This is a genomic window from uncultured Winogradskyella sp., assembly GCF_947498345.1.
GTDB lineage: Bacteria > Bacteroidota > Bacteroidia > Flavobacteriales > Flavobacteriaceae > Winogradskyella.
Genome location: NZ_CANMJY010000008.1, coordinates 147065 through 171940, shown reverse-complemented (window position 1 = coordinate 171940; position 24876 = coordinate 147065). Strand labels below are relative to the sequence as shown.

Below are 24876 nucleotides of genomic sequence, written 5' to 3'. Positions count from 1 at the left end.
AGTATTTTAAGTTTAATTAAACAATCAATTTGTATTATTGTTCAATTATTTTTATTCTGTTACCCTGTTTTTTAAGCTAAATTTTTTAAAGTTGCAATCATTGACGAAAAGGAGGTGAAAATTGTCTCATAAAATTTGCTGAGACTATTTCTAAATCTGTTATTTAATAATAATTTATTTTTTTCTTCGGAAAAGGATAATGAAGATTATAAGTACTATAAATGCTCCCATATAATAATACATATATGAAGATGAGTTACTAAGCTCTACAGCATTTGTATCTCCCAAGATGTAAAAACTACCCCAATAATAAGGTGAAGATCTAAGGATATCAGTAGAGCTTAAGTAATTAATTTTGGCTTGTTGTAATGCCACACTTTTATTCATTCCACTCTTAATATTTGTATAAAAAAGTTTCATGACTTCTGGTGTGGTTTCGTCTGAAATTTCCCATCGACTCAACATAAGACTTTTGGCACCTGCGTATTGAAAAGCATTTCCTAAACTTAAAATACCTTCACCTTTATTGATTTTACCAACTCCTGTATTGCAGGCACTTAAAACAACTAAGTCTGCAGGAATATTAACGTTATATAATTCGTGACCGTAAAGAATATTATCTTCTTTTTCGTCTTGTTCTGTTTCTGAAAAAAAGATTTTTAAATGTTTTGGGTTTAGACTGTCAATCTTTGCATGTAAAGCAAGATGAACTAATTTATAGTAATTAACATTATTCTTAAAATTAGTTTCATTAGCCTGGTCACCATAAAGGTATTTACCTTTAAAAATAGTTGATAGCTCTTTTATTTCTTTTCTCGAACCAGGTAGATCTATATCGGTAGTGTTTGAAATTGAGTTGCTACTAGTATAGGAGAAGGCTATACATTCGTCTAATAAATCATTTTTTATTATACCTTTTGTATTTTCAAATAACATACTAGCAGAATTTGCATAACTAATAGCATAATCAAAAAGTAAATAATTTGGTTGATTGTAAGTTTTAGTTTCGTTAGAAGTAATTAGTAAATCAAATTGTAAATGCCATAATGATTCGTCTGGAACAATAATTAACTTGTTACCTATAATATGTTTTCGAATAGGTTTAATTAATTGTTCATATAGGTTTGATGACAAACTTATATAACTAGCTTCTTCTTTGCTAGTGATGCTTTCATTTAATGTTTCTATTTTTTCATTTAAATTTTCGATTAGTAACTTTTCAACATGAAAATTATCCTTTGTTATAATAAAGACGTAAACATTATTTTTTGAAGTAAAGAACTCTATAAATGTTGTGTTTTCTTCTAGTTGTTTTTGAAGCTCATAGATTTCAATGATGTTTTTCTCATATTTTAATTCATAATATTTCGGATAATCAGTTTCAATTTGTGTTTCTAACGAATCTTTTCTTCTTTTTAAGTCAAACAAATTACCCTCTAATTTGTGTGCTTTAGAGCTATCTATTTGTTTTTTTGATGCTTCGTCAATGATATTAGATGTTAACTTAGCAATTTCTGTGTCTATATGATTTTCTAATTCTAAGATTTCAGTATTTATATGCGATATGTTTTTTGCATCCGTATTTTTTGCTAATTCTCTTAAGACATTTGCTCTGCTTTTTTCAGAAAAATAAAATAATTCATCTAGCGACGTTTTATTTTCTTGAGATTTACTTAACAAAAGCTGAGTTTCAATATTTTTTGCATAAATAGACTTAACTATACCAGAAAACTTAATCTTATCGTCATAGTTTCTTTTTTTATTTCTTTTGATATTAATCAATGAATTGGCTTTTTTGTATAAAAGATTGCTCTCCTCTAGTTGCTCCTTTAGCCCTTCTTTGTTGTACAGACTCAAGTATATATCTGCTTTAATCTTTATAGATTCAAGTAATAAGTCATCATCTAAAAAGTCAGTCAACTTTATGGTTTTTGCTAAAATATTATTACGATCATATCCTAAGTAATTTGAATTAATAGCCTTATTAATCTGATCTAAAGCATTTTGGTTGTCGTTTACTGCCATATAACTTTTTGAAACTATGTTATTAGAGCGGACAATGTTAACATTATTTTCTCCAAACACATCTTCCCGAATTTGAAGTGCTTTTTTTGCATAAATAAGAGCTTCACTATAATTACCAACATTTGTATGGGCCTCATATAAATAATCATATAGATAGGAAATTCTTAATTTATCAGTTTCGTTACAAATTTTTAATGCTTTCATTAAATAAAAAATACCTTTTTCGTCATTATATATTTGTCCTATTTGACTGTAAGGGAAGAATAGATTTCTGTGATTTTCTCCAAAGACCTTTAAAGCCATATCTAATGATTTTTTGGTATGGTATAGAGCTTTTGATTTTTGATTTTGTCTGCGGTAAATAGTACCAATATTGAAATTTAGTTTGGCCTGATCTGGATGGCGGTCTACTCCATAATTATTAATACTTACGCCAATTGCTTTTTGGTAATATTCAAGACTTTGGTTAAACTGTTCTTTAATGGAGTATATAAGACCAAGATTATTATATACTTTTACAAAGTAAGGGTTATTGTTTTCATATACCTCATTAGACAAGTCTAACATTGTTTCAAAATAGGATAATGCAGTATCAAAATCACTTAGGTCATAGTATACGAAACCCATAGCTTCGTTATTATTAGCTTGTAGTATTTTGTTTTTTTTTGTTTTTTTTAGTTCAGTATTTAAGGCTTTATTTAAATAGTTTAAAGCGCTTTCAAATTCACCTTTTGACCTAAAAAGTGTACCTAAGTTATAATAACTACTTACTAGTCCGTAGTTGTCTTTTTCTATATATTGAAGCCTAATGTTTAGCGCTAAATTATAATTAGTAAGTGCTTCTTTAAACTTACCCATAGCAGTTTGGGCATTGCCAATATTATCAAGAGCATTTGCTTCTTCATAATTACTTTTCAGGTCATTTTTGCGACTATTCTCTAATGCGATTTGTGCAGATAATAATGCTTCGTCTAAGCGTGAATTAGAGAAGTAAGCCTGCGATAACAAATTGTACGTTTCAGCAATTTTCGAATAGTCTTTTGATGATTTAAAGTTCTCTAATACTTTTTGAAAAACAGAAACTGATTCATTATACTTTCCATAAAAAAGAAGCTCTTTTCCATTTTCTAAATCTGTAATTTTTAAACTGTCATTTTGCTGAGCATTGACAAAAAATAGATTTAAAATAAATAGTAGTGTGAATAATCTTTGAGTACAAAATAGGCTAAAGTATGTCATAATTGATAGGTTTACTTGGTGCATGGTATCATGAATTTTATCAAAATGCATTTAAAAAAAATTCAATAATAAGAGGATTCTTAAAATTAAATCCTATTAAGTTATCAAAGATAAAAGTTTATTTTTGCTTAAAAACTAAAATTAATTAATGGCTGATAATTCTACTTATTTAAGAGCTTTATTGAATAACGATGATAAGGTCATTAAAGCTATTTATGAGAATAGTTTTTTTAAAGTTAAATCTTTTGTTATAAATAATAAGGGTCATCAAGAAGATGCAGAAGACATTTTTCAAAAAGCTTTGCTTCAACTTGCTGTTAGGTATAAGAGGGAAAAATTTGAAATTACTACAAGTTTTGAAGCCTATTTATTTACGGTTTGTAAAAATTTATGGAGAAGAGAATTAAATAAATCAAAGATTAAAGTAACAAAACATAGTGTTATTGAACTAAGAGATGACAACCAAGATATTGCTGTGGCAATTTTAGAACAAAAACGATGGGAATTATTTACCGAATGTTTAGAGTTAATTTCTGAGAATTGTAAACAAGTTCTAAAATTATACTTTTCTAAAGTGCCTTATGTAGAGATAATGAATAGATTTAATTATAATTCAGAGACTGTTGCTAGGCAGCGCGTTTTTAAATGTAAAAACAGTCTAAAAGAACTCATAATGAAAGATAAGAGGTTTAGAACACTTACAGAATTATAAGATGAAAGACGATATTTTAATAGATAAGTATTTAAAAGGATTGTTATCTAAAGATGAAGAAGAATCATTTTTAGAACGCTTAAATTCTGATGTTCTATTCAAAGAAAACTTTGAATTAGAAAAGGAACTTTTTAATGTATTAAATGAAGAAGAGTGGAGTTATGCTAAAAATTTATCTGAGGAAGTCCACGACTATAAACGATTATTAGATGAAAGTGACATTCAAGATTTAAAGCGTACACTAGATAAAGTGAATTCTAGTCAAAAAACTGTATCAAAAAGAGCTAATATAAAGCTTCTTTATTATTTAGCAGCTGCCTCTATTGTTGTTTTTATGGTATTTCAATTCTTCTTTAATCAAAAGATTTCTAATCAAGAACTCTATAAAGAATATGCGAGTTTAAGTGATTTGCCCTCTTTTACCACGCGTAATATAACGGATAGCACAGGTGCTAAACTAGTAAGAGCCGAAAAGCTTTTCGATTCTAAGAATTATAAAGAGGCGTTAGCCATTTTTAAACCAATTATTGAAACTGACCAGAGTGATATATTTATTTTTCTTTATGCAGGTATATCTCAAACAGAACTAGAAAAGTATGCAGAAGCAGAAACCACATTTAATATACTTATTGATAGTGAATTGTCAAATGCTAATGTTGGCTACTGGTATAAAGCCTTACTTTTTTTAAAACAAGATAGAGTAGGGGATGCTAGTAAGATTTTAAAAAAGATAGTCTCGAAAAACCTATTTAATAAAGATAAAGCCGAAGAATTACTCGAAGCATTAAATTAAGATTTTACTTCAACTTATCGAAGATCCCATTCCAGCGTAATTTTCTAATAAACTTTCCTTCATGTTTAGAAACAAGGAATTCAGACTTACTTGACTTAGCCTTAAAGTAACCACTTATATAATCTCTAAATAATCTAAAACTTCCTTTTTTATAAGCTAATTTTAGAGCTGAGATTAATGTAATCCAAAAACCATAACGCATTTTGTACATGGCTTTTCCTTGTAAATATTTTGATGCTTTATTGTAAGACTGACCAGTAGGTTTAAGATGTTTAACATGTAACGATTTATCCGTTAAGATTTCCCAACCATTATATTTAGCTAAGAGTTCGTCAACCGTATCCCAACCCATAGATGGCTTTAATTGACCAATCTCTTTAAAGCAGTCTTTCCTATAAGCTTTTAATGCACCACGTATATGGTCTTTGTTAGTTAGATTTTCTAGAACCCAAGTTCCATTTTTTTCAATATAACAAAACCCGGAAGCCATTCCCAGCTTAAGATTAGTTTTAAAATGATTTGAAATTTCTTCTAAGTAATGCTTTGGAAAAATTAAGTCAGCATCAAACTTACAAATGATATCGTAATTGTTGTCTAAAGTATCTAAACCCTTATTAAAAGCGTGTATAATTTTTGAACCAGGTAAATGCTTATCTGAAGATTTTGAGTTTACTAAAGTTATCCAATCATATTGCCTGGTGTAAGCTTCTACTATGGCTTTTGTATCATCTGTAGAGTTATCATTTACAACAACTACTTTTTTGGGGAGAAATGACTGCTCAGCCAAAGATTGAAGTGTCTTGCCAATATAAATGTATTCGTTATGCGCAGGTATGATGATGTAGAAGTTCAAAATTGAATTGAAATTTCTTCAAATTTAAACTCTTTCAGCATATACAATGTAATATCTGTTTGTAAATCGCCTTAAAATAGGTCTAATACCTAACCTTTTTACAGGGTTGGTCCATTTTTGTCGATCTTTAATTGCCCAACCTGTTTTCTCTAAAAGCCAATCTAATTGCCAATCTTCAAACTCATGATAATGCCGATCTCGCATATCGGTTTTACTTCTGTATGCTGGCGCAAACCATAATTTTAGGGGAACACTTATCACCAACTTATTGGCTTTTATTGATTTTAAAACTTCGTAAGGTGATAACAGATGTTCAAAAATTTCAAATGCAGTAATGACATTTGCTGAAGAATTTTCAATAGTAGTACGATCTTCATCTAAATCTTCTCCTAAGGTATTTTCTATGGTATAACCTTCTGAGACCATAATTTCTGAAAACGGGTTTTTTACACCCAAATCCAAAATAGATTCTGAAGGGTCAATATGCTTTTTTAAAAAATCTAAAGTGTATTTAAAACGTTTTTTAGGAAAACTCTTTTCGTACATTACTAAGAAATTTTATCTAATGAAGTCTTTATGCCTTTAATTAAAGCAGAACTAAACCCATTATGTTCCATTTCATTTAAACCAGTAATGGTACAACCTTTAGGTGTGGTTACTTTATCAATTTCGGCTTCAGGATGATTGCCACCTTTAAGTAAGAGCTCACTAGCTCCTTTTACGGTTTGTGTAGCAATTTTTGTAGCTGTTTTGGCATCAAAACCAATCTCAATGCCACCTTGTATCATAGCTCTTATAAATCGTAGTACGTAAGCGATTCCGCAAGCACCCAAAACGGTAGCAGCATCCATTAAATGTTCATCAATAAGGATGACTTCACCTAATGCATCAAAAATTGAAGTTACTTCTTTAATGTCGTTGTCCGAAGCATTTTCCGAAGCTATACAAGTTATAGACTCGTTTACTGAAGCAGCAGTATTTGGCATAGCTCTTAAAATGGGAGGCTGTACATCAAAATGATCTGCAATTCTTTGTATGCTAAAATCGCTAACAACAGACACCAGAATTTTATCGCTTGTAATTTCTGAAGCAATGTCCTTGAGAATGTCTTCAATTTTGTAGGGTTTAACTGCAATAATTATGATGTCAGAACTCTGAACAGCTTTTTTGTTGTTTTGGGTAATGACTACATTTTTGTCGCTGTAGTCTTTTAATAGCTCAATTCTATTTCTGGTTATGGTAAGGTGTGATGGTTCAAAATCGTTGGATAACAATCCATCTGCAATAGATTTACCTAAGTTTCCACCTCCAATAATTGCAATTTTCTTTGCCATACTAGTATCTGTAAACGATAGCATTGATGTGCATACCAGCTCCAACACTTGCAAAAATGATAATATCTCCTTTAGAAATACTATGATCTTTTAATTTTTGCTTTCTAATAAGATCAAAAAGTGTTGGTACTGTTGCCACAGAACTATTACCGAGTTTATGAATACTCATTGGCATTATACCTTCTGGTACAGGTGTTTTATATAATCTGTAGAAGCGTTTTATAATAGCTTCATCCATTTTTTCGTTAGCTTGATGGATTAAAATTTTCTTAACCTCAGAAATATCTATACCACTATTATCTAAACAGGTTTTCATGGCAAGTGGTACATTGTTTAAAGCAAATTCGTAAATCTTACGACCATGCATTTTAATGTAGCGCGTGTCCTTGCAAAGTTCTTGATTATTTGAGTTACCGAAGTAAAGGTAATAGGCTTCATCATAAGTAAAGCTTGCAGTTTCGTGAGTCAATATGCCTTCTTCTTTGGTGTTTTCTACTATGGTTGCTCCAGCTCCATCAGAATAAATCATGGAATCTCTATCGTGTTTATCTACAACACGCGATAAGGTTTCAGAACCAATAACCAAACAACGTTTAGCCATGCCAGATTGTATAAAAGCTTTCGCTTGAATGACACCTTCAACCCAACCAGGGCAACCAAAAAGAATATCGTAAGCGACACATTTAGGGTTTTTAATCCTCAGGCTATGTTTTATTCTAGAAGCCAAACAAGGAAGAATATCACTTTGAATGGTATCTGCTTTAACATCACCAAAGTTGTGAGCACAGATAATATAATCAATCTCTTCAGGATTTATATTAGCATCTTCTATAGCTTTTTGGGCTGCTAAAAACCCAATATCAGATGAGGTTAATTGCTTGTCTGCATAGCGTCGTTCTACAATACCTGTAATAGCTTTAAACTTATCTACAATGACTTCATTTGGGTAGTCAATAGAAGAGCCATCTTGATTTAAAAATTTATGCTGATGAAAGTCTTCATTCTTTTCAATACTGCTAGGTACATAACTTCCTGTTCCGGTGATTCTAATTCCCATAGTTATTTTATTTCAGTTCAGTAATACGAAACTAACTAATAATAAAGAGTTTTCCTTTATTTAGTGCATTAAAAACAGCATTTTTCTTGAATTGATAATATTTCTTTAGGAAAAATGAGAAAACATAAAAAAAGCACTCAATTTGAGTGCTTTTTTAAATAATATTTATTAAAAAATTAGGCTTCAATATAATCTTCAATCGGTGCACAGCTACAGATAAGGTTTCTGTCTCCGTAAGCGTCATCAACACGTCTTACACTTGGCCAAAATTTATTTGCTCTTATATAATCTAATGGAAATGCAGCAGCTTCTCTTGTATAAGGGAGCAACCATTCATCAGAGGTTAGCATTTCCATAGTATGTGGTGCGTTTTTCAAAACATTATTAGGCTCATCTTTTGATGCAGCATCAATCTCATTTTTAATAGAAATCATAGCGTCACAAAAACGATCAATTTCGACTTTGCTTTCACTTTCTGTAGGTTCTATCATCATCGTTCCTGCAACAGGAAATGATACAGTTGGTGCATGGAATCCGTAATCCATTAAACGTTTGGCAATATCTGTAACCTCTATGCCATTTGCTTTAAAAGCACGACAGTCTATAATCATTTCGTGAGCTGCTCTACCATTTTCTCCTGTATAAAGCGTGTCATAATAACCTTCTAAACGTTCTTTGATATAGTTGGCATTTAAGATAGCGACCTCAGTAGATTTTTTTAAACCTTTTGCTCCTAGCATTGTAATATAACCATAGGATATAATGCAAGCTAAAGCAGAACCAAAAGGAGCAGCTGAAATTGCTGTAATAGATTGGTGTCCTCCCGTTTTTATAATTGGGTTTCCAGGCAAAAACGGAACAAGCTGCTCGGCAACACAAATAGGGCCAACACCTGGTCCACCTCCTCCGTGCGGAATGGCAAATGTTTTATGTAAGTTAAGGTGACATACATCTGCACCAATGTTTCCTGGGTTGGTTAAACCAACCTGAGCATTCATATTAGCGCCATCCATATAGACTTGTCCGCCATTATCATGGATGATTTTTGTAATTTCTTTAATAGCTGATTCATAAACTCCATGAGTAGAAGGATAAGTTACCATCAGTGCTGATAAATTATCTTTGTGTAATTCTGCTTTTGCTCTTAAATCCTCAACATCAATATTACCATTTTCTGAAGCTTTAGTAACAACAACTTTCATACCCGCCATTACAGCACTTGCAGGATTTGTTCCATGGGCAGATGATGGAATTAAACAGATATTTCTATGATGGTCTCCTCGAGATTCATGATAGGCCTTTATAACCATAAGACCAGCAAATTCCCCTTGAGCACCAGAGTTGGGTTGTAAAGATGTTGCCGCAAAACCTGTAATTTCAGTAAGCTGATTTTCTAAAGCATGTAACATCAATTTGTAACCTATAGGTTGGTCGTCGGGAACAAAAGGATGCATATTTCCCCAACTACTCCAGCTTAATGGTAGCATTTCTGCAGCTGCGTTTAATTTCATGGTACAAGAACCTAATGAAATCATGGAATGGTTTAAAGCTAAATCTTTACGTTCTAATTTTTTAATGTAACGCATCAATTCTGTCTCAGAATGATAGGAATTGAATACTTCAAAAGTTAAAAAGTCTGATTGACGTTTTATATGATCTGGAATAGTTTCAGTATCTGAAATCGTTATGATTTTATCTGTCTTGTTTTCTGTTACACGTTCAAAAATTGAAATGATTTCATTAAGATCAGTAATTGTTGTAGTCTCATTAATTGAAATTGTAACTGTATTTGTGTCTGGATAGTAAAAGTTTACTTCATCTTTTTCAGCTTCGTACTTTACTTTAACTGCATCTGCTTTTATTTGTAGTGTATCGAAGTAATGCGAGTTCATTTGCTCTAAGCCTAAGCTTTCTAAAGCTTTTGCTAAAGTAGACGTAGAGTTTTTAACTTTATCGGCAATAAAGGTTAGACCTTTTGGGCCATGATATACAGCATACATACCAGCCATTACAGCTAATAGAACTTGAGCTGTACATATGTTAGATGTTGCTTTATCGCGCTTAATATGTTGCTCTCTGGTTTGCAATGCCATACGTAAGGCTCTGTCACCATTAGTGTCTTTTGTAACTCCAATAATTCGGCCTGGTACGTCACGTTTATATGCTTCTTTTGTAGCAAAATAAGCGGCATGAGGACCACCATAACCCATAGGGATTCCAAATCTTTGCGTGGTTCCTACTACGACATCTGCACCAAATTTCCCGGGAGTCTCAAGCTTAACCAGACTTAATATATCTGCTGCTACGGCTACTTTTATGTTTTCTTTGTTTGCTTTTTCAATGAATGATTTAATGTCTGTAATCTGGCCGTTTTTTCCAGGATATTGCAATAGCGCTCCAAAATACTCATCAGATAGATTGTACTCAGCTTCATTACCAATAACTAATTCTATACCAATAGGATTAGCTCTGGTTTCTAGCAGCTCTATAGTCTGAGGCAGTACCAAATCAGAAACAAAAAATTTATTGACTCCTGCTTTCTTTTGAGCTCGTTCTCTTACGGCAAATAATAAGCTCATGGCTTCGGCAGCTGCGGTACTTTCGTCTAAAAGCGAGGCGTTTGCGATTTCCATTCCGGTTAGATCTATGACCATAGTTTGGAAATTTAGAAGTGCTTCTAAACGGCCTTGAGCAATTTCTGCCTGGTAAGGTGTGTAAGCTGTATACCAACCAGGATTTTCTAATATATTACGCTGAATTACCGCTGGTAAATTAGAAGGGTGATAGCCTAAACCAATATAAGACTTGTAAACTTTATTGAGTTGTGACAGTTTGTAAATATGATTTAGATACTCTTGTTCACTCATGGCAGCATCGAGATCTAAATCTTTTTCCAGGCGTATGCCAGCTGGTATGGTTTCAGATACTAATTGTTCTATACTTGTAACACCGATGGTGTTTAACATGGCTTTTTGATCGTCTTGATTTGGGCCAATGTGCCTAAGTGCAAAAGAGGTTGTGTCCATTCTTTTTTATGCTAAAATTTTTGATATGCAAAAATACGCATTTAGCCTTTTTATATAGTTAAGGAAAACTAAAGTTTTTAACCGAAACTAAGGGTTATTAACACATTACCTATTTTTGTAACGTGAGGGTATTAAAACATATTTTAAATTTTTATATAAACTCTAGCATTCATGTGGCATTAGCAGTTTATGCATTAACATGGATGACATGTCTGCAGTTTGGGTTAGATTATGATGAAAATGTGCTCTATTTCGTGTTTTTTGCTACTATCACTGGTTATAATTTTGTAAAGTATTTTGGAGTAGCGAAGTTTCATCATAGAAGCTTGGCTGGTTGGTTAAAGACGATTCAGATATTTTCGTTATTGGCCTTTATAGCTTTATGTTATTATGCTTATCACCTTGAAACGCATACGCTTATATTAATTGGGCTTTTAGGTGTGATTACATTTTTATATGCTATTCCTTTACTGCCAATGCATTATTTTAGAGATAATCAAAAAAAATTAAGGGAAATAAGTGGGCTAAAAATTTACGTAATTGCTTTGGTTTGGGCATTTACTACTGTTATTTTGCCGCTAATCGATAATGATATTAGCATTAGTACGGATGTTATTATTATGAGTGTTCAGCGTTTTATTTTTGTAATTGTGTTGATGCTACCTTTTGAAATTAGAGATCTTAATTATGATAGTGTAAAACTCGCCACAGTTCCTCAAAAAATAGGTGTAAAAAATACCAAAATCACAGGTGTTTTATTGCTGATTGTATTTTTCTTTTTAGAGTATTTTAAAGACGAAGTTGATAGTAAAACAATAGTTTCTACTTTAATAATAACTTTTGTTACGCTTTTGTTTGTTGCTTTTTCAAACAAAAACCAATCAAAATATTATAGTGCTTTTTGGGTAGAAAGTATACCTGTAGTGTGGTTAGCTATCTTATTGATGCTTAGCTAGCTCTTCTTCAAATTGTTTTTTGAGCTTATCGCGCTCATCATTTTTTAAACAATCAACTTCAGCTTTTTGCATCACTTCAGTTAATTTATTATTTCTATTAGAATAAGCTCTTGTTATTCGGCACCAGGAAAGTCTGATCCCCAATTTAACACGCTCCCAGCCTGTAGCTTCACCATATTGTCTTTTGTCGCAAATGTGGTGAGCTTCCTCACAGCTTATAAATAAAAAACTTTTTTTCATTGTATTAAAACCAATTTTTTTGCATGCAATCAGCCAAAGCAGTTCTCGCTCTATGAATGATTACCCAAAGGTTAGACGCTGTAATTTCTAATTCATTACAAATAGTTTCGGTATCATAACCTAAAATCGTTTTCATTTTAAAAACCTCTGCTTGTTTTTCAGGTAATTTGCCTAAACAATCATAGATGGCATCACCTAATTCCAAGTTTTCTAATTTATCTTCTGCCGTTTTATCAAAAGGATCGGCAACCCGCTCTTCTAACCAATCTCCTTCTGCATCTGTATCGCTATTATAATTCATTCTAACTTCAGCTTTTCCCTTATTAGAATTTATTTTACGATAATAATCTATAATTTTACGCTTAAGTATTGAAATTAACCAGGTACGTTCACTGGCTTCACCTTTAAAATTAGCCATAGATTTAAGTCCTGCCAAAAAGGTTTCAGATACTAAATCTTGTGCAATTACCCTGTCGTTAACACGAGTTATGGTGTAATTAAATAGGTAATCCGAATATAGTTTTATCCAGTTATTTGGGTCTAATTGATGCTTAGGCATTAGTGTTTCTCATTGCTTGCTCAAAAATAGGATATTAATTTCAGAAAAACTAAAATCTAAATTCCTGAACTTAGGATTTTATAGCTCAGCAACTTATATTTTTTCTGCGCTGATAATGTAATATCCAAAACTTTTCATGTGTAAACCTGTGAGTAAAGCATAGAACGACCCTTTTAGGTTATGAAAACTTTCTCGTTTAATACCTTTAAAACTAAAGAGTTTTTTTAATATAAAGCCTGTGATTGCAAAGGGAACATGTAAAACTGAAGGAGCAACTCTAAACGAGGTATCTTCTACTTTTATGTTTTTAAAACCAAGTTCTTTAAGTTTTTCTTTTATATAAGTATGGGTTTCTAATTTTTCTAAACTCCAATGGTTACAGAGTTTATGGTAAGCATATTTTCCTCCTTTACAAAGTTTGGTTTCATCCTTCTTTAGAAAAGCATCAGCAATAACAAAGCGTCCACCAGGTTTTAATATACGATGCATTTCTTTTAGTGAGATATAGTTATGACCAGAATGACAAAAACTTTCTACAGCTATTGCAGAGTCGAACGAATTTGACTGAAAAGAGGTGTTGTTATAATTTTCTTTTAAAATAATCCCATTTTTTCCTTTTAATAATTCGTTGCCTTGCTTTACTTGAAAATCAGATAGCGTTACTCCATAAGCCAATATGTTTTCATGAAATTTTAATGCATGTCTCATAGTTGCTCCCATACCACAACCTAAATCTACCAATCGGTTTTTAGTTTTACCTATATGTAGTCGCTTAAGGACTTGAGTATTCATTTGATTGAGCATGCTATCGCGTTTAAACGGATTAGTTTTAAAGGGTATAAAATACCCAAAATGCATGTTGTAATCGTTGCTCCAAAACTCGTAATCTTCTGTTGCTTCATTGTAGAAATCGACCATTTCGATACGGTTTTGTTCTGCATAGCTGCTGAGGTTTATAGTTTGTGTTTTCATGATAAACAAAATTTATAGTTACTGATTTGTCGTTCTTAATACAGTCTTTCTAGATTTACTTCTACCTCTAAAAAAAAGGTATAAGTTTAGGAAAAGTATTAACCCTAGATATATAGTAAAACCACCAATTTTTTTGCTTAATATCTCCATGAGTCCTTGGTAGCTCAATTCGGCACTTTGATAGTAATGAATTTCCATTATATATAAAGCAAAACCTATATTGATTAAATAGAAACCAATTTCAAATAATTTGTTTGTAGCTAAGGCAATATCTTCTTTGCCTTTAAAAATATCTATCATAAAAAGCCTACCATTTTTGAAAAGCATTTTAGATATGTAAATTGTTAGGATAATTACTATAGGTAAGTAAATAATGTAGCCGATGATGATTTTTGAATTTTCCATAATTATTGATTTATGATTTTAGTTTTTAAGATTTGTCTAAGCCAAAAAATATTATTGTAGTGTAATATTGCTAGTAGAAAAATGATTTTACCAAGAGTTGAACTTAAAGAACCAAACATTGAACTTAATGAGTTAATCTTTTCCCAATATGCTATTGTAATTATCGCATACCCAATATTGGTCAAATAATATCCGATTAATAATATTTTATTAATACTTTTTGCCAATTCAAAATTGCCATTACACAGATTAATCAAAAAGACCTCACCATTTTTATATACTAACCAACCGATTTTCACCATTATAAAGCAAATAATTGGTAGATATATAATGTATGTTATAATGTTGTAGTTCATTTCTTTTATTTTTAAACTTTCAGAAAAAATTGAAAGTTATATTTAAAAAATATATTAACTATTTCATCAGCTTTAAAACCGATTTTGTCAACCAGTTTTGTTTTTGATTCACTAACTTATTCATTAAGGTGTCCAAATCATCAGTTAATTCTCTTAAAGCTTTGGTTTGTTTAATTAATTCTTTTGTTTTTTCAGTACCATCATTTTTAATAGATGACACTTCATCTAAAACCTTAATAACAGGTTTTATTTCTCTTCGGCTTCGTTCCTTTGCTACAATACGTGCTAATTCTTGCACATCCTTTTCTGTGGTAAAAAACTCTTTGCGTTCACCAGAAACCAGCACTTTAGTTACAATACCCCAATCCATAAGTTGTCTAAGATTCATACTCGTGTTACCACGCGAGATTTTAAGATCTTGCATGATATCTTCCATAGACAAGGGTTTTGTAGAAATAAAAAGCAAAGCTTGTATTTGAGCCATAGCTTTATTGATTCCCCAAAGCGAACCTAAACTTCCCCAAGTACTAATAAATTTTTCTTTTGCTTCTTGATATTGCATAGAGCAAATATACAATAATTTTTAAACTTTCAATAATTACTGAAAGTTATTTTATTGAAATTTCTTATATTAGTTTAAAATAGAACTTATATGAAGACAAAACTACTATATCTTATATTACTTATGTTTGGAATAAGCCAGGCCCAAATAGAGCTTGTTCCTAATCCTTGCGATATTAATTCTGGTACTATTACTTTTAAGTATGGTGAATTTGCAGATTACTCTATTTTCGATCCTATGAGCGATCCCAATTTGTATTTGTATACGGGCTTACAAACTGATGCAGATCCAATGACATGGGATTATCATGATGATTTTGCGAATCTTTCAACTATGATTCCATTGACGTTCGATTCTGGACTAGGATATTACGTGGCGACTTTTAATCCTGCTACACGTACTTATTTAGAAGAGCCCATTCTAAATACAACGACTATTCCTAATGGTACAGAGGTTTTTGATTGGTATTTTTTAATAACTAATGCGGATCAGTCTCGTCAATCAGCTGATTTAAGAGGTAGTGATTATGGTTTTGGTTCTGCTATTTTATCGGTAGAAACTTTTACTATAACTAAAAACATCACTGTAGGAAATGGAACAATTACTTTTAAAAGTCCTGCACAATACAGTATTGTTGTTTATGATGTGCTAGGTAAAAAAGTAATTGATGATACTCTTAATATTGCAACCCAAACTACTCACGATTTTCAACTTCAAAGTACTGGAGTTTATTTAGTAAAAATAAACTCTGATAATTTTAGTCGAACTGTTAAGATGGTGAAGTATTAAGTTATTTCAGCAATCCAGCACGTCTTAACAATGCTTCAGGCTTAGGTTCTTGTCCTCTAAACTTTTTATATAACGTCATTGGGTTTTCCGTACCACCTTGAGACAAGACATAGTTTTTAAATTTATCCGCAACGGTTTTATTGAATATACCTTCCTCTTTAAAGTATTCAAAAGCATCAGCATCTAAAACCTCTGCCCATTTGTAACTGTAATAACCAGAAGAATAACCTCCCTGAAAAATATGTGCAAAAGCTGTACTCATGCAATTTTCAGTAACATCGGGATATAAACTGGTCTTACCAAAAGCTTTCATTTCATAGGTTTTTACATCCTTAATTTTTGAAGGATCAACACCATGCCATGCCATATCTAACATTCCAAAGCTTAATTGACGTAAAGTTTGCATTCCTTCATGAAACGTTGCAGAAGCTTTAATTTTTTCGATAAGCTCCATTGGTATAATTTCACCAGTTTTATAATGTGTAGCGAAGAGCTTTAAGGTTTCTTCTTCATAACACCAGTTTTCTAAAATTTGACTTGGTAATTCTACAAAATCCCAGTATACGCTTGTACCTGATAAACTTGGATAAGTGGTGTTGGCAAGCATACCATGTAAGGCATGACCAAACTCATGAAACAATGTGGTAACTTCATTAAAGGTTAATAAAGATGGTTTACTCCTTGTAGGCTTGGTGAAGTTACAAACAATAGATATATGTGGACGATGATTATGACCATTTTTAATCATTTGTGATTTAAAAGAGGTCATCCAAGCTCCATTACGTTTACCTGCTCTTGGAAAAAAATCAGCATAAAAAATTGCCATTAACCCTTCTGAATCAGTCACTTTATACGTCATTACATCTTCGTGATATTTATCAATATAATCTATGGCATCTTTATTATCGATTTCTTCAAAATGCAATCCAAATAATTTTTCTGCGACGGCAAAAGCACCATTAATAACATTTTCTAATTTGAAATAGGGTTTTAATTGCTCATCATCTAAACTGAATAGCTTTTGTTTCAACTTTTCAGAATAGTATGCAGAATCCCATTTTTGAAGTTTATCAATGCCATCTAAGCTCTTTGCAAACTTCTCAAGATTTTCGAATTCTTTTTCAGCAGCTGGTTTGGCTTTTTCCAATAGCTCTTTTAAAAACGTATTGACTTTTTCTGGTGTTTCTGCCATACGCTCTTCTAATACAAAGTGTGCATGCGTTTTATAGCCTAAAAGCTGTGCACGTTGAAAACGTAAATTAGCTATCTTTAATACAATATCTTGGTTGTCTAGATCATCATTTTTAAAACTTTTACTACCAAAAGCTTTAGATAATTTTTCGCGGAGAGCTCTATCGTTGGCATAAGTCATAAAGGGAATATAACTAGGATAATCTAATGTAATTAACCAACCATCTTTTTCTTTGCTTTCTGCCAATTGCTTTGCGGCTTCTTTTGCACCATCTGGTAGCCCAGACAAATCAGATTCGTCATTTAAAAGCATTTCAAATTTGTTGGTTTCAGCTAAAATGTGCTCACCAAATTTTAGTTTTAATTGACTTAGTTCTTTGTCTATAGCACGTAGCTTTTCTTTTTGAGATTCTTCTAAGTTGGCACCATTTCTGGAAAAGCCTTTATACTTTTTATCTAAAAGCGTTTGTTGTTCTGTTGTAAGATTTAGTTCAGATTTAGAATCATAAACTGTTTTTACACGCTTAAATAAACCTTCATTTAATGTTATATCATTACTAAACTCTGAAAGTAGAGGAGAAACTTCTTGCGCAATTTTTTGAATGGTGTCATTAGTTTCAGCTGAGTTTAAATTGAAAAAAATACTAGAGATCCTATCCAGTTCTTCAGCAGAAAAATCTAAAGCTTCAATAGTATTTTGAAATGTTGGTTTTTCAGTTTGAGTTACTATAGCATTAATTTCTGCTTTAGCTTTTGCAATTGCAACTTTAAATGCAGGAAGAAAATCTTCAGTATTTATTTCTGAAAAAGGCGCTGTATTATATGGTGTGTTAAAGTTTTTGTTGAGAATACTCATTTTTAAATCGTCTAATTTTTCTTACGTATTTATCTGATAATGTGAATTTTAACGCTAATTTATGATAGCAAAAATCACATAATTAATTAAGTTTTATTTATTTTTGCGTCACCTTATGAGTAATGAACTTTTTACTCTAAGGGTTGGTTAATAGCAGAAAGCCTCGACAGTTATTGTTGAGGCTTTTTTATAGATTTTTCGCAGAATCAATCACTTTTGCCTTTAAACCTTCTTTATACACTATGACCTTATCTAAAATACATTGGTCAGCGCTTCCAAGAATCTGGGCAGCTAGTATACCTGCATTTTTTGCTCCATTTAATGCCACAGTAGCTACAGGAACTCCACCTGGCATTTGTAAAATAGATAACACAGAATCCCAACCATCAATAGAGTTGCTACTTTTTACAGGAACTCCAATGACTGGTAAAGGCGATAATGAAGCTACCATTCCTGGTAAATGTGCAGCACCACCAGCTCCGGCAATAATGACTTTTACCCCTCTGGTGTGAGCATTTTTGCCATAGTCAAATAGTTTATCGGGAGTACGATGTGCAGAAACAATATCGACTTCAACCTCAATATCAAATCCTTTTAAAATATCAATAGCGTCTTGCATTACTGGCAAATCGCTTTTACTTCCCATAATTACTCCCACTTTACTCATAACTTATTCACTAATTACTTCAATTGTTCGTTTTACTTTTTCCGCAATTTCACGGGCTTTTGCTAAATCTTTATCTACGATGGTAACATGTCCCATTTTACGAAATGGTCTGGTTTGTTTTTTTCCATAGATATGAGGTGTCACCCCATCCATAGCCATAATAACTTCGATATTTTTATAAAGTACGTTGCCTGTATGGTTTTCTGCACCGACTAAGTTTACCATCACTCCGGCAACTTTACTTTCAGTGCTTCCTAGTGGTAAGCCTAAAATACATCTTAGGTGTTGCTCAAATTGGTCCGTGTAACTAGCTTCAATGCTATAATGACCAGAGTTGTGAGGTCTTGGTGCTACTTCATTGACTAAAATTTCATCATCTTCAGTCTGAAACATTTCAACAGCTAATAGTCCAACATGTTTAAAAGCAGCAGCTGTTTTAAGCGCTATCAATTCTGCCTTTTTTGTAATTTCATCAGGGATTCTCGCAGGACAAATCACATATTCTACCTGATTGGCTTCGGGATGAAACTCCATTTCAACCACAGGATAGGTTTTTAAATGCCCTTTAGAATTTCTGGCAACGATGACGGCCAATTCATTTTTAAAAGGAATTAAATCCTCTGCAATACATTCTACATTCGGTAAATCCACTAAATCCGTATAACGTCTTACAACTTTAACACCCTGGCCATCGTATCCAAAGCGTGCACTTTTCCACACAAAAGGATAACTTAAACCTCCATTATCTATAGCTTCATCAATCTGAGATGTATGTGCAAAACGTGAAAAATCTGCCGTTGGGATATTGTGATCGCGATAAAATAATTTTTGATGTGCCTTATTTTGAATCGTTTTTAGTGTTTTTGAAGACGGAAAAACTTTAACCCCTTCATCTTCTAAAGTTTCTAAGGCATCAACATTAACATTCTCAATTTCAATGGTTAGAATATTAACTTTTTTACCAAAGTTAACAACGGTATCATAATCTTGTAAGTCTCCAACTGTAAACTCATCACAGGCTAATCGGGCTGGTGCATCTTTACTTGGATCTAAAACACAGGTATAGATATCAAACTTACGTGTGTTGTAAAGTATCATTTTGCCGAGTTGGCCACCACCAAGAATACCTAGCTTGAAGTCTGAAGAAAAGTAGTTCATCAACTTAAGTTGTTCCCATAGAAATGGGAAACTTTTTTATGATTTTTATAAATACCAAGATTTCCGATTCCACGGAAAAATTAATAGAAATCTTTAAATTAAACATTAATTTACTGCAAAAATAAGCTAATTATAGGATAAAATTCTAAAATTAGAAACCAAAAATCGTCTATCGATAATCATTTGATTATCTTTGCATTTCTAAAATATTAAGACAGTGTTAAAGCTTCACGATTTATACTTCAAACCTTTCATTTCTGAGAAAGAAATTGATACAGCTGTGCAAAATATGGTAGATGCTGTGGCTAAAGATTTGGGAGATGAAATGCCAGTTTTTATAGGTATCTTAAATGGCTCATTTATGTTTGTGAGTGATTTTGTGAAGAAATACCCTAAACCTTGTGAAGTTACTTTTATAAAGCTAGCATCTTATGAGGGAGTGAAATCAACTGACGATATTCAGCGTTTAATTGGCTTAACTCAGGATTTAACGGGAAGAACTGTAGTTATTTTAGAAGACATTATAGATTCGGGTAAAACTTTAGAAGAAGTGCATCGCATTTTTAAGAATGAAAATGTAAAAGAATTAATCATTGCAACTTTATTTTACAAACCAGAAGCCTATGATAAAGATTTTAAGCTTCATTATGTCGGTATAGAAATCCCAAATAAATTTATTGTTGGCTATGGTTTAGACTATGATGGATTAGGAAGAGATTTACCAGACGTTTATCAATTAAAAACTACACAACACATGACAAACATTGTGCTATTTGGACCTCCAGGCGCAGGAAAAGGAACGCAAGCAAATTTCTTAAAAGAAAAATACGATTTAGTACATATTTCTACGGGAGACGTTTTTAGATATAATATTAAGAACGAAACTGCTTTAGGAATGTTGGCTAAGTCTTACATGGATAAAGGGGAATTAGTACCGGATCAGGTTACTATTGATATGCTCAATAAAGAAGTTGAAAAAAATGCTGATGCCAAAGGTTTTATCTTTGATGGGTTTCCAAGAACCAATGCGCAGGCCAAAGCACTAGATGATCTAATGGATACTAAAGATTCTCAAATCAATGCAATGGTAGCTCTAGAGGTTGACGATGAGGTATTGGTTGAACGTTTATTGAAGCGTGGTGAAACAAGTGGACGTGCAGATGATGCAGATGAAAGTATTATAAGGAACAGAATAAAAGAATACTACAATAAAACAGCTATTTTAAAAGATTACTATTCTAACCAGAACAAATATTTTGGTGTAAATGGAGTAGGAAGCATAGAAGAAATTACGGTGCGCTTAAGTGAGGTGCTGGATAAGCTTTAGCTCGTCAATCGAGTTTAAACTTTAAACTTTAAACTTTAAACTTAGAACTTTAAACTCAATTATGACTGAAGGAAATTTTGTTGATTATGTGAAAATGCATGTAACATCTGGTAACGGAGGTAAAGGTTCTGCACATTTACATCGCGAAAAGTATATACAAAAAGGTGGTCCTGATGGAGGCGATGGTGGTCGAGGTGGACATGTTATCATACGTGGAAATTCTAATCTGTGGACATTAATTCATTTAAAGTTTAAGCGACATATTAAAGCAGGTCACGGAGAACATGGAAGTTCAGGCAGAAGTACTGGTGCAGATGGTGAAGATGCCATTATAGAAGTGCCTTTAGGAACTGTCATTAGAGATACAGAAACTAATAATATTCTTTTTGAAATTACCGAGAATGACGAAGAAAAGATAGTAGCCGAAGGAGGGAAAGGCGGTCGTGGTAATTGGCATTTTAAAAGCCCAACAAACCAAACACCACGTTATGCGCAGCCCGGAATTCCTCATGAAGAAAAGGATATAACCATAGAACTTAAAGTATTAGCCGATGTTGGTTTAGTTGGTTTTCCTAATGCTGGTAAATCTACATTACTATCGGTATTGACATCTGCAAAACCTAAGATTGCAGATTACGAATTTACCACTCTAAAACCCAATCTAGGTATCGTAAAATATCGTGATTTTCAGTCGTTTGTAATGGCTGATATTCCAGGAATTATTGAAGGTGCTGCTGAAGGCAAAGGTTTAGGCTATTATTTTTTAAGGCATATTGAGCGCAATTCCATTTTATTGTTTTTGATACCAGCTGATGCCAAGGATATTGTTGAACAATATGAAATTTTGGTAGATGAGTTAAGACGTTATAACCCAGAGATGTTAGATAAAGAACGCTTTGTGGTCATTTCAAAATCAGATATGTTAGATGATGAACTTAAGTCCGAAATGTCTACTATTTTAGATAAAGATTTAGAGTGTCAGTACATGTTTATTTCATCTGTAGCAGAACAAGGCTTAACGGAACTAAAAGATAAATTATGGAGAATGCTTAATGACTAATCTAAAGTCCTTTAATGAAAGAAAAGATTAAAAATATTGTAGAATATAATGATAATAAGCTCAGTAAGAGTTTTGCCTTTTTTATTCAGTTTTTGATTGTACTTTCTGTGATTACGTTTTCTGTTGAAACGCTTCCAAATTTAAAACCACAAACCGAAGTTATACTTAACTCTATTGAGATTTTTTGTGTAATTGTATTTACTCTGGAGTATTTAGCACGAATCTATGTCGCGGATAACAAACCAAAATTTATTTTTAGTTTTTTCGGAATTATTGATTTTCTAGCTATACTACCGTTTTACCTCTCCTTTGGTGTAGATTTAAGATCGCTCAGAGTATTAAGATTATTTAGGCTTTTTAGACTTTTAAAACTGGTACGATATAACAGAGCGATGCGCCATTTTACCAAAGCAATGCTAATGGCTAAAGAACAGATTGTCTTATTTATGGGTGTAACGCTGGTATTAATTTACTTTGCTGCCATAGGTATTTATTACTTTGAAAATGAAGCACAACCAGAACATTTTTCATCAATTTTTGACAGTCTTTGGTGGTCTATAGTAACCTTAACCACTGTTGGATATGGTGATGTATATCCTATAACTGTTGGTGGGCGTGTTTTTACATTTATAATTTTGCTAATAGGTTTGGGTATTGTAGCCATACCAACCGGAATCATTTCTTCTTCTTTAACTAAAGTTGTAGAGCCTCATTCTGAAGAAGAATAGTTAAAGTTTTCTTAGTGATTTCATTTTTTAATACCTTTAAAATAAAAATGAAAACTCTAAAATATTTTTTTCTGCTTCTACTTGTTACATCATGTGGTACTGTAGTTAACTATGACTACGAGAAATCTACTGATTTCACAAAATACAAGACATATAATTATTTTGATGATATGCAGACGGGCTTAAGTCAGTTGGATAATAAACGCATAATGACAGCTATTGATGCTAAACTTTCTGCTATGGGATTAACACGCTCAGATAACCCAGATTTTTTTATTGATATTCAAAGCCAGGACGTAATGAATAGAAACAATTCTAGTGTTGGTGTAGGAGCTGGTGGTGGAGGCAGAGGTGGCTTTGGAGGAGTTTCTGTAGGAATTCCTTTAGGAGGAAATCAAAATACTAGACAAATTATTATTGACTTTGTCGATAAATCTCAAAACGAAAAGTTGTTTTGGCAAGCGGTTAGTGAAAGTACATATAGACCAAATGCATCTCCAGAAAAACGTGAGGCTACTTTCGCTAAATTGATCGATAAAATATTTGCTGGGTATCCGCCTAAGAAATAAGTTTTGCTATTCTGCTTTTTCATGCGTAATCAATTTTATGATATGAGCATCAGGCTAATTATAGAGTACGATTGGCTTTAACTACAAAGCATAACAGCTTTTAACCAACTTAAATTACAATGACATCAATCAAAAACGCTTCTTGGTCGCTATTTGAAAAAATAGGATTCAGGTTTATTTTTATTTATTTTACTCAAATCATTCTATTTCAAAATAATGGAGCTTTTCCATTTTGGTATAAAATCTTTGCATACCCTATGCAAGGTATGGAAAAATTTATAAGCTGGTTGGCTTCTAATCTTTATGGTATAGAAGAAGCAGTGACTACTAAAATGACAGGTAGTGGTGATACACTATTTGATTATTTGGTAATACTTACAGCTTTTTTAATCGCTACTATTGGAACTCTAATCTGGTCGATAATTGATAGAAAGAGAAATGACTACACTAAGCTCTATTATTGGCTAACTATGGGAGTGCGATATTATGTTGGACTAATGCTTATAAGTTATGGTATGGTTAAGGTAATTCAATTGCAGTTTTCTTACCCAAGCTTCTATAGGCTTTTAGAACCTTATGGAGAGTCTTCGCCAATGGGATTAGCCTGGACTTTTTTAGGTTTTTCTAAAGGGTATAATATGTTTATGGGTATTGCCGAAATATTAGCGGGACTACTTTTGTTTAGAAGAACTATGACATTTGGTGCACTGATAACTTTAATGACAGCAATGAATGTTATGGCTGTTAATTATTTTTATGATGTGCCTGTAAAGATTTTATCTACACATTTAGTTATTATGACCTTGTTTTTACTATCCAGAGATATAAAGAGATTAGTGTTGTTTTTCTTTACTAATATCAGTACAACCTTAGATATAGTTAAACGGCCAAAGTTTAATAAAGGATTGAATCTAGCCATGAACAGTTTTAAGGCTTTGTTACTTGGTTATGTCTTTATCTATGGTTTTGTTAATGCATTAGATTCCCAAAAACTATACGGTTCAGAAGCTCCAAAACCAGAATTATATGGTGCTTATGAAATCACAAATTTTAGTATTAATGGTGATACAATTACTAATTACAAAAATGAGAAGCTCTGGAAGTCAATAGCTGTTCAAAGAGAAGGGTCATTACAGGTTCGTAAATTTCCTGATGGTGGTGCCAGCTATTATGGTGTGAAAAAGGATAGCCTAGTCGAAGGTAGACTAAAGCTTACGAGTTGGAGTGAACAGTCTGAAAGTTTTGATTTTAACTATAAGAAAATAGACAGTACTGGTTTAGATTTTAACTTTATTTTCAAAGGCGATACCATTTATGGATCATGTAAGCGTCTCGGTATTAAAGACTTTACTTTAACTAATCGTGGTTTCCATTGGATAAGTGAATATCCATATAACAGATGATTAAAAATAATAAAGCGGCTTTTAAAAGCCGCTTTATTA

General features: G+C 32.3%; 23 protein-coding genes. 9 read left to right on the top strand and 14 right to left on the bottom strand.

What is annotated here, in order from left to right; genetic code table 11:
- Window positions 1-174: 174 nt before the first annotated feature.
- On the bottom strand, window positions 175-3264 hold the full coding sequence (locus tag Q0912_RS12195; RefSeq protein WP_299115441.1) for a CHAT domain-containing protein: 3090 nt from the start codon (window positions 3262-3264) through the stop codon (window positions 175-177).
- 148 nt (window positions 3265-3412) lie between these two features.
- On the opposite strand from Q0912_RS12195, the gene Q0912_RS12190 reads away from it, so the two are divergent.
- Together Q0912_RS12190 and Q0912_RS12185 are read left to right on the top strand one after the other, a co-directional pair.
- Window positions 3413-3976 carry a sigma-70 family RNA polymerase sigma factor gene (locus tag Q0912_RS12190; RefSeq protein ID WP_299115439.1) on the top strand — a complete coding sequence of 188 codons (564 nt, stop codon included), beginning with the start codon at window positions 3413-3415 and terminating at the stop codon, window positions 3974-3976.
- Window position 3977: 1 nt separating this feature from the next.
- A complete protein-coding gene (locus Q0912_RS12185; protein WP_299115437.1) occupies window positions 3978-4769 on the top strand; it encodes a hypothetical protein in 792 nt (263 codons plus the stop codon).
- A 4-nt stretch (window positions 4770-4773) separates the two neighbouring features.
- On the opposite strand, the gene Q0912_RS12180 is transcribed toward Q0912_RS12185, so the two are convergent.
- The 5 genes from Q0912_RS12180 to gcvP all read right to left on the bottom strand — a co-directional run bounded on the left by Q0912_RS12180 (window position 4774) and on the right by gcvP (window position 11039).
- Window positions 4774-5622, bottom strand: coding sequence for a glycosyltransferase family 2 protein (locus tag Q0912_RS12180; protein ID WP_299115435.1), 849 nt, complete (start codon window positions 5620-5622; stop codon window positions 4774-4776).
- 24 nt (window positions 5623-5646) lie between these two features.
- Window positions 5647-6168 (bottom strand): methyltransferase, encoded by a 522-nt coding sequence (locus tag Q0912_RS12175; protein ID WP_299115433.1) that lies wholly within the window; start codon window positions 6166-6168, stop codon window positions 5647-5649.
- Between the two features lie 2 nt (window positions 6169-6170).
- A complete protein-coding gene (gene proC / locus Q0912_RS12170; protein WP_299115430.1) occupies window positions 6171-6956 on the bottom strand; it encodes a pyrroline-5-carboxylate reductase in 786 nt (261 codons plus the stop codon).
- A gap of 1 nt (window position 6957) precedes the next feature.
- Window positions 6958-8013 (bottom strand): 3-oxoacyl-ACP synthase III family protein, encoded by a 1056-nt coding sequence (locus Q0912_RS12165; protein WP_299115428.1) that lies wholly within the window; start codon window positions 8011-8013, stop codon window positions 6958-6960.
- A 176-nt stretch (window positions 8014-8189) separates the two neighbouring features.
- A complete protein-coding gene (gene gcvP / locus Q0912_RS12160) occupies window positions 8190-11039 on the bottom strand; it encodes an aminomethyl-transferring glycine dehydrogenase (RefSeq protein WP_299115426.1) in 2850 nt (949 codons plus the stop codon).
- Window positions 11040-11212: 173 nt separating this feature from the next.
- Between gcvP and Q0912_RS12155 the strand changes: the two genes are divergently transcribed.
- Entirely contained in the window at window positions 11213-11995 is a 783-nt protein-coding gene (locus Q0912_RS12155) for a hypothetical protein (RefSeq protein ID WP_366125134.1), read from the top strand.
- Here Q0912_RS12155 and Q0912_RS12150 read toward each other — a convergent pair.
- From Q0912_RS12150 to Q0912_RS12130, 5 genes are all read right to left on the bottom strand, one after another.
- Complete coding sequence (locus Q0912_RS12150; protein WP_299115422.1) at window positions 11978-12235, bottom strand: hypothetical protein; 258 nt, start codon at window positions 12233-12235, stop codon at window positions 11978-11980. The two genes, Q0912_RS12155 and Q0912_RS12150, sit on opposite strands and share 18 nt — an antisense overlap.
- Before the next feature lie 4 nt (window positions 12236-12239).
- Window positions 12240-12794, bottom strand: coding sequence for a sigma-70 family RNA polymerase sigma factor (locus Q0912_RS12145; protein ID WP_299115420.1), 555 nt, complete (start codon window positions 12792-12794; stop codon window positions 12240-12242).
- Window positions 12795-12887: 93 nt separating this feature from the next.
- Window positions 12888-13766 carry a methyltransferase domain-containing protein gene (locus Q0912_RS12140; RefSeq protein ID WP_299115418.1) on the bottom strand — a complete coding sequence of 293 codons (879 nt, stop codon included), beginning with the start codon at window positions 13764-13766 and terminating at the stop codon, window positions 12888-12890.
- Between the two features lie 18 nt (window positions 13767-13784).
- Window positions 13785-14171, bottom strand: coding sequence for a hypothetical protein (locus tag Q0912_RS12135; RefSeq protein WP_299115415.1), 387 nt, complete (start codon window positions 14169-14171; stop codon window positions 13785-13787).
- Between the two features lie 414 nt (window positions 14172-14585).
- A complete protein-coding gene (locus Q0912_RS12130) occupies window positions 14586-15089 on the bottom strand; it encodes an ArsR family transcriptional regulator (RefSeq protein WP_299115413.1) in 504 nt (167 codons plus the stop codon).
- A gap of 90 nt (window positions 15090-15179) precedes the next feature.
- Here Q0912_RS12130 and Q0912_RS12125 point away from each other — a divergent pair, with 90 nt between their 5' ends.
- Window positions 15180-15878 (top strand): T9SS type A sorting domain-containing protein, encoded by a 699-nt coding sequence (locus tag Q0912_RS12125; RefSeq protein ID WP_299115411.1) that lies wholly within the window; start codon window positions 15180-15182, stop codon window positions 15876-15878.
- A gap of 1 nt (window position 15879) precedes the next feature.
- On the opposite strand, the gene Q0912_RS12120 is transcribed toward Q0912_RS12125, so the two are convergent.
- The 3 genes from Q0912_RS12120 to Q0912_RS12110 form a co-directional block, all read right to left on the bottom strand.
- Window positions 15880-17925 carry a M3 family metallopeptidase gene (locus Q0912_RS12120; RefSeq protein WP_299115409.1) on the bottom strand — a complete coding sequence of 682 codons (2046 nt, stop codon included), beginning with the start codon at window positions 17923-17925 and terminating at the stop codon, window positions 15880-15882.
- Between the two features lie 187 nt (window positions 17926-18112).
- Entirely contained in the window at window positions 18113-18592 is a 480-nt protein-coding gene (purE, locus tag Q0912_RS12115; RefSeq protein ID WP_299115407.1) for a 5-(carboxyamino)imidazole ribonucleotide mutase, read from the bottom strand.
- A 3-nt stretch (window positions 18593-18595) separates the two neighbouring features.
- Window positions 18596-19750, bottom strand: coding sequence for a 5-(carboxyamino)imidazole ribonucleotide synthase (locus Q0912_RS12110; protein WP_299115405.1), 1155 nt, complete (start codon window positions 19748-19750; stop codon window positions 18596-18598).
- Between the two features lie 217 nt (window positions 19751-19967).
- Here Q0912_RS12110 and Q0912_RS12105 point away from each other — a divergent pair, with 217 nt between their 5' ends.
- The 5 genes from Q0912_RS12105 to Q0912_RS12085 all read left to right on the top strand — a co-directional run bounded on the left by Q0912_RS12105 (window position 19968) and on the right by Q0912_RS12085 (window position 24837).
- Complete coding sequence (locus Q0912_RS12105) at window positions 19968-21077, top strand: adenylate kinase (RefSeq protein WP_299115403.1); 1110 nt, start codon at window positions 19968-19970, stop codon at window positions 21075-21077.
- Window positions 21078-21138: 61 nt separating this feature from the next.
- Window positions 21139-22137 carry a GTPase ObgE gene (gene obgE, locus Q0912_RS12100; RefSeq protein WP_299115401.1) on the top strand — a complete coding sequence of 333 codons (999 nt, stop codon included), beginning with the start codon at window positions 21139-21141 and terminating at the stop codon, window positions 22135-22137.
- Window positions 22138-22151: 14 nt separating this feature from the next.
- Window positions 22152-22865 (top strand): ion transporter, encoded by a 714-nt coding sequence (locus Q0912_RS12095; RefSeq protein WP_299115399.1) that lies wholly within the window; start codon window positions 22152-22154, stop codon window positions 22863-22865.
- Window positions 22866-22912: 47 nt separating this feature from the next.
- Window positions 22913-23434 (top strand): DUF4136 domain-containing protein, encoded by a 522-nt coding sequence (locus Q0912_RS12090; RefSeq protein WP_299115397.1) that lies wholly within the window; start codon window positions 22913-22915, stop codon window positions 23432-23434.
- Between the two features lie 119 nt (window positions 23435-23553).
- A complete protein-coding gene (locus Q0912_RS12085; RefSeq protein ID WP_299115395.1) occupies window positions 23554-24837 on the top strand; it encodes a hypothetical protein in 1284 nt (427 codons plus the stop codon).
- Window positions 24838-24876 lie beyond the last annotated feature (39 nt).

Bases quoted from the DNA above. Each gene is read 5' to 3' on its own strand.
- Q0912_RS12165 (WP_299115428.1), bottom strand. From the start codon at position 8,013: ATGGGAATTAGAATCACCGGAACAGGAAGTTATGTACCTAGCAGTATT.
- Q0912_RS12150 (WP_299115422.1), bottom strand. From the start codon at position 12,235: ATGAAAAAAAGTTTTTTATTTATAAGCTGTGAGGAAGCTCACCACATT.
- Q0912_RS12130 (WP_299115413.1), bottom strand. From the start codon at position 15,089: ATGCAATATCAAGAAGCAAAAGAAAAATTTATTAGTACTTGGGGAAGT.
- Q0912_RS12135 (WP_299115415.1), bottom strand. From the start codon at position 14,171: ATGGAAAATTCAAAAATCATCATCGGCTACATTATTTACTTACCTATA.
- Q0912_RS12140 (WP_299115418.1), bottom strand. From the start codon at position 13,766: ATGAAAACACAAACTATAAACCTCAGCAGCTATGCAGAACAAAACCGT.
- Q0912_RS12095 (WP_299115399.1), top strand. From the start codon at position 22,152: ATGAAAGAAAAGATTAAAAATATTGTAGAATATAATGATAATAAGCTC.
- obgE (WP_299115401.1), top strand. From the start codon at position 21,139: ATGACTGAAGGAAATTTTGTTGATTATGTGAAAATGCATGTAACATCT.
- Q0912_RS12195 (WP_299115441.1), bottom strand. From the start codon at position 3,264: ATGACATACTTTAGCCTATTTTGTACTCAAAGATTATTCACACTACTA.
- Q0912_RS12175 (WP_299115433.1), bottom strand. From the start codon at position 6,168: ATGTACGAAAAGAGTTTTCCTAAAAAACGTTTTAAATACACTTTAGAT.
- Q0912_RS12185 (WP_299115437.1), top strand. From the start codon at position 3,978: ATGAAAGACGATATTTTAATAGATAAGTATTTAAAAGGATTGTTATCT.
- Q0912_RS12090 (WP_299115397.1), top strand. From the start codon at position 22,913: ATGAAAACTCTAAAATATTTTTTTCTGCTTCTACTTGTTACATCATGT.
- Q0912_RS12125 (WP_299115411.1), top strand. From the start codon at position 15,180: ATGAAGACAAAACTACTATATCTTATATTACTTATGTTTGGAATAAGC.
- proC (WP_299115430.1), bottom strand. From the start codon at position 6,956: ATGGCAAAGAAAATTGCAATTATTGGAGGTGGAAACTTAGGTAAATCT.
- gcvP (WP_299115426.1), bottom strand. From the start codon at position 11,039: ATGGACACAACCTCTTTTGCACTTAGGCACATTGGCCCAAATCAAGAC.
- Q0912_RS12110 (WP_299115405.1), bottom strand. From the start codon at position 19,750: ATGAACTACTTTTCTTCAGACTTCAAGCTAGGTATTCTTGGTGGTGGC.
- Q0912_RS12190 (WP_299115439.1), top strand. From the start codon at position 3,413: ATGGCTGATAATTCTACTTATTTAAGAGCTTTATTGAATAACGATGAT.
- Q0912_RS12145 (WP_299115420.1), bottom strand. From the start codon at position 12,794: ATGCCTAAGCATCAATTAGACCCAAATAACTGGATAAAACTATATTCG.
- Q0912_RS12120 (WP_299115409.1), bottom strand. From the start codon at position 17,925: ATGAGTATTCTCAACAAAAACTTTAACACACCATATAATACAGCGCCT.
- Q0912_RS12085 (WP_299115395.1), top strand. From the start codon at position 23,554: ATGACATCAATCAAAAACGCTTCTTGGTCGCTATTTGAAAAAATAGGA.
- purE (WP_299115407.1), bottom strand. From the start codon at position 18,592: ATGAGTAAAGTGGGAGTAATTATGGGAAGTAAAAGCGATTTGCCAGTA.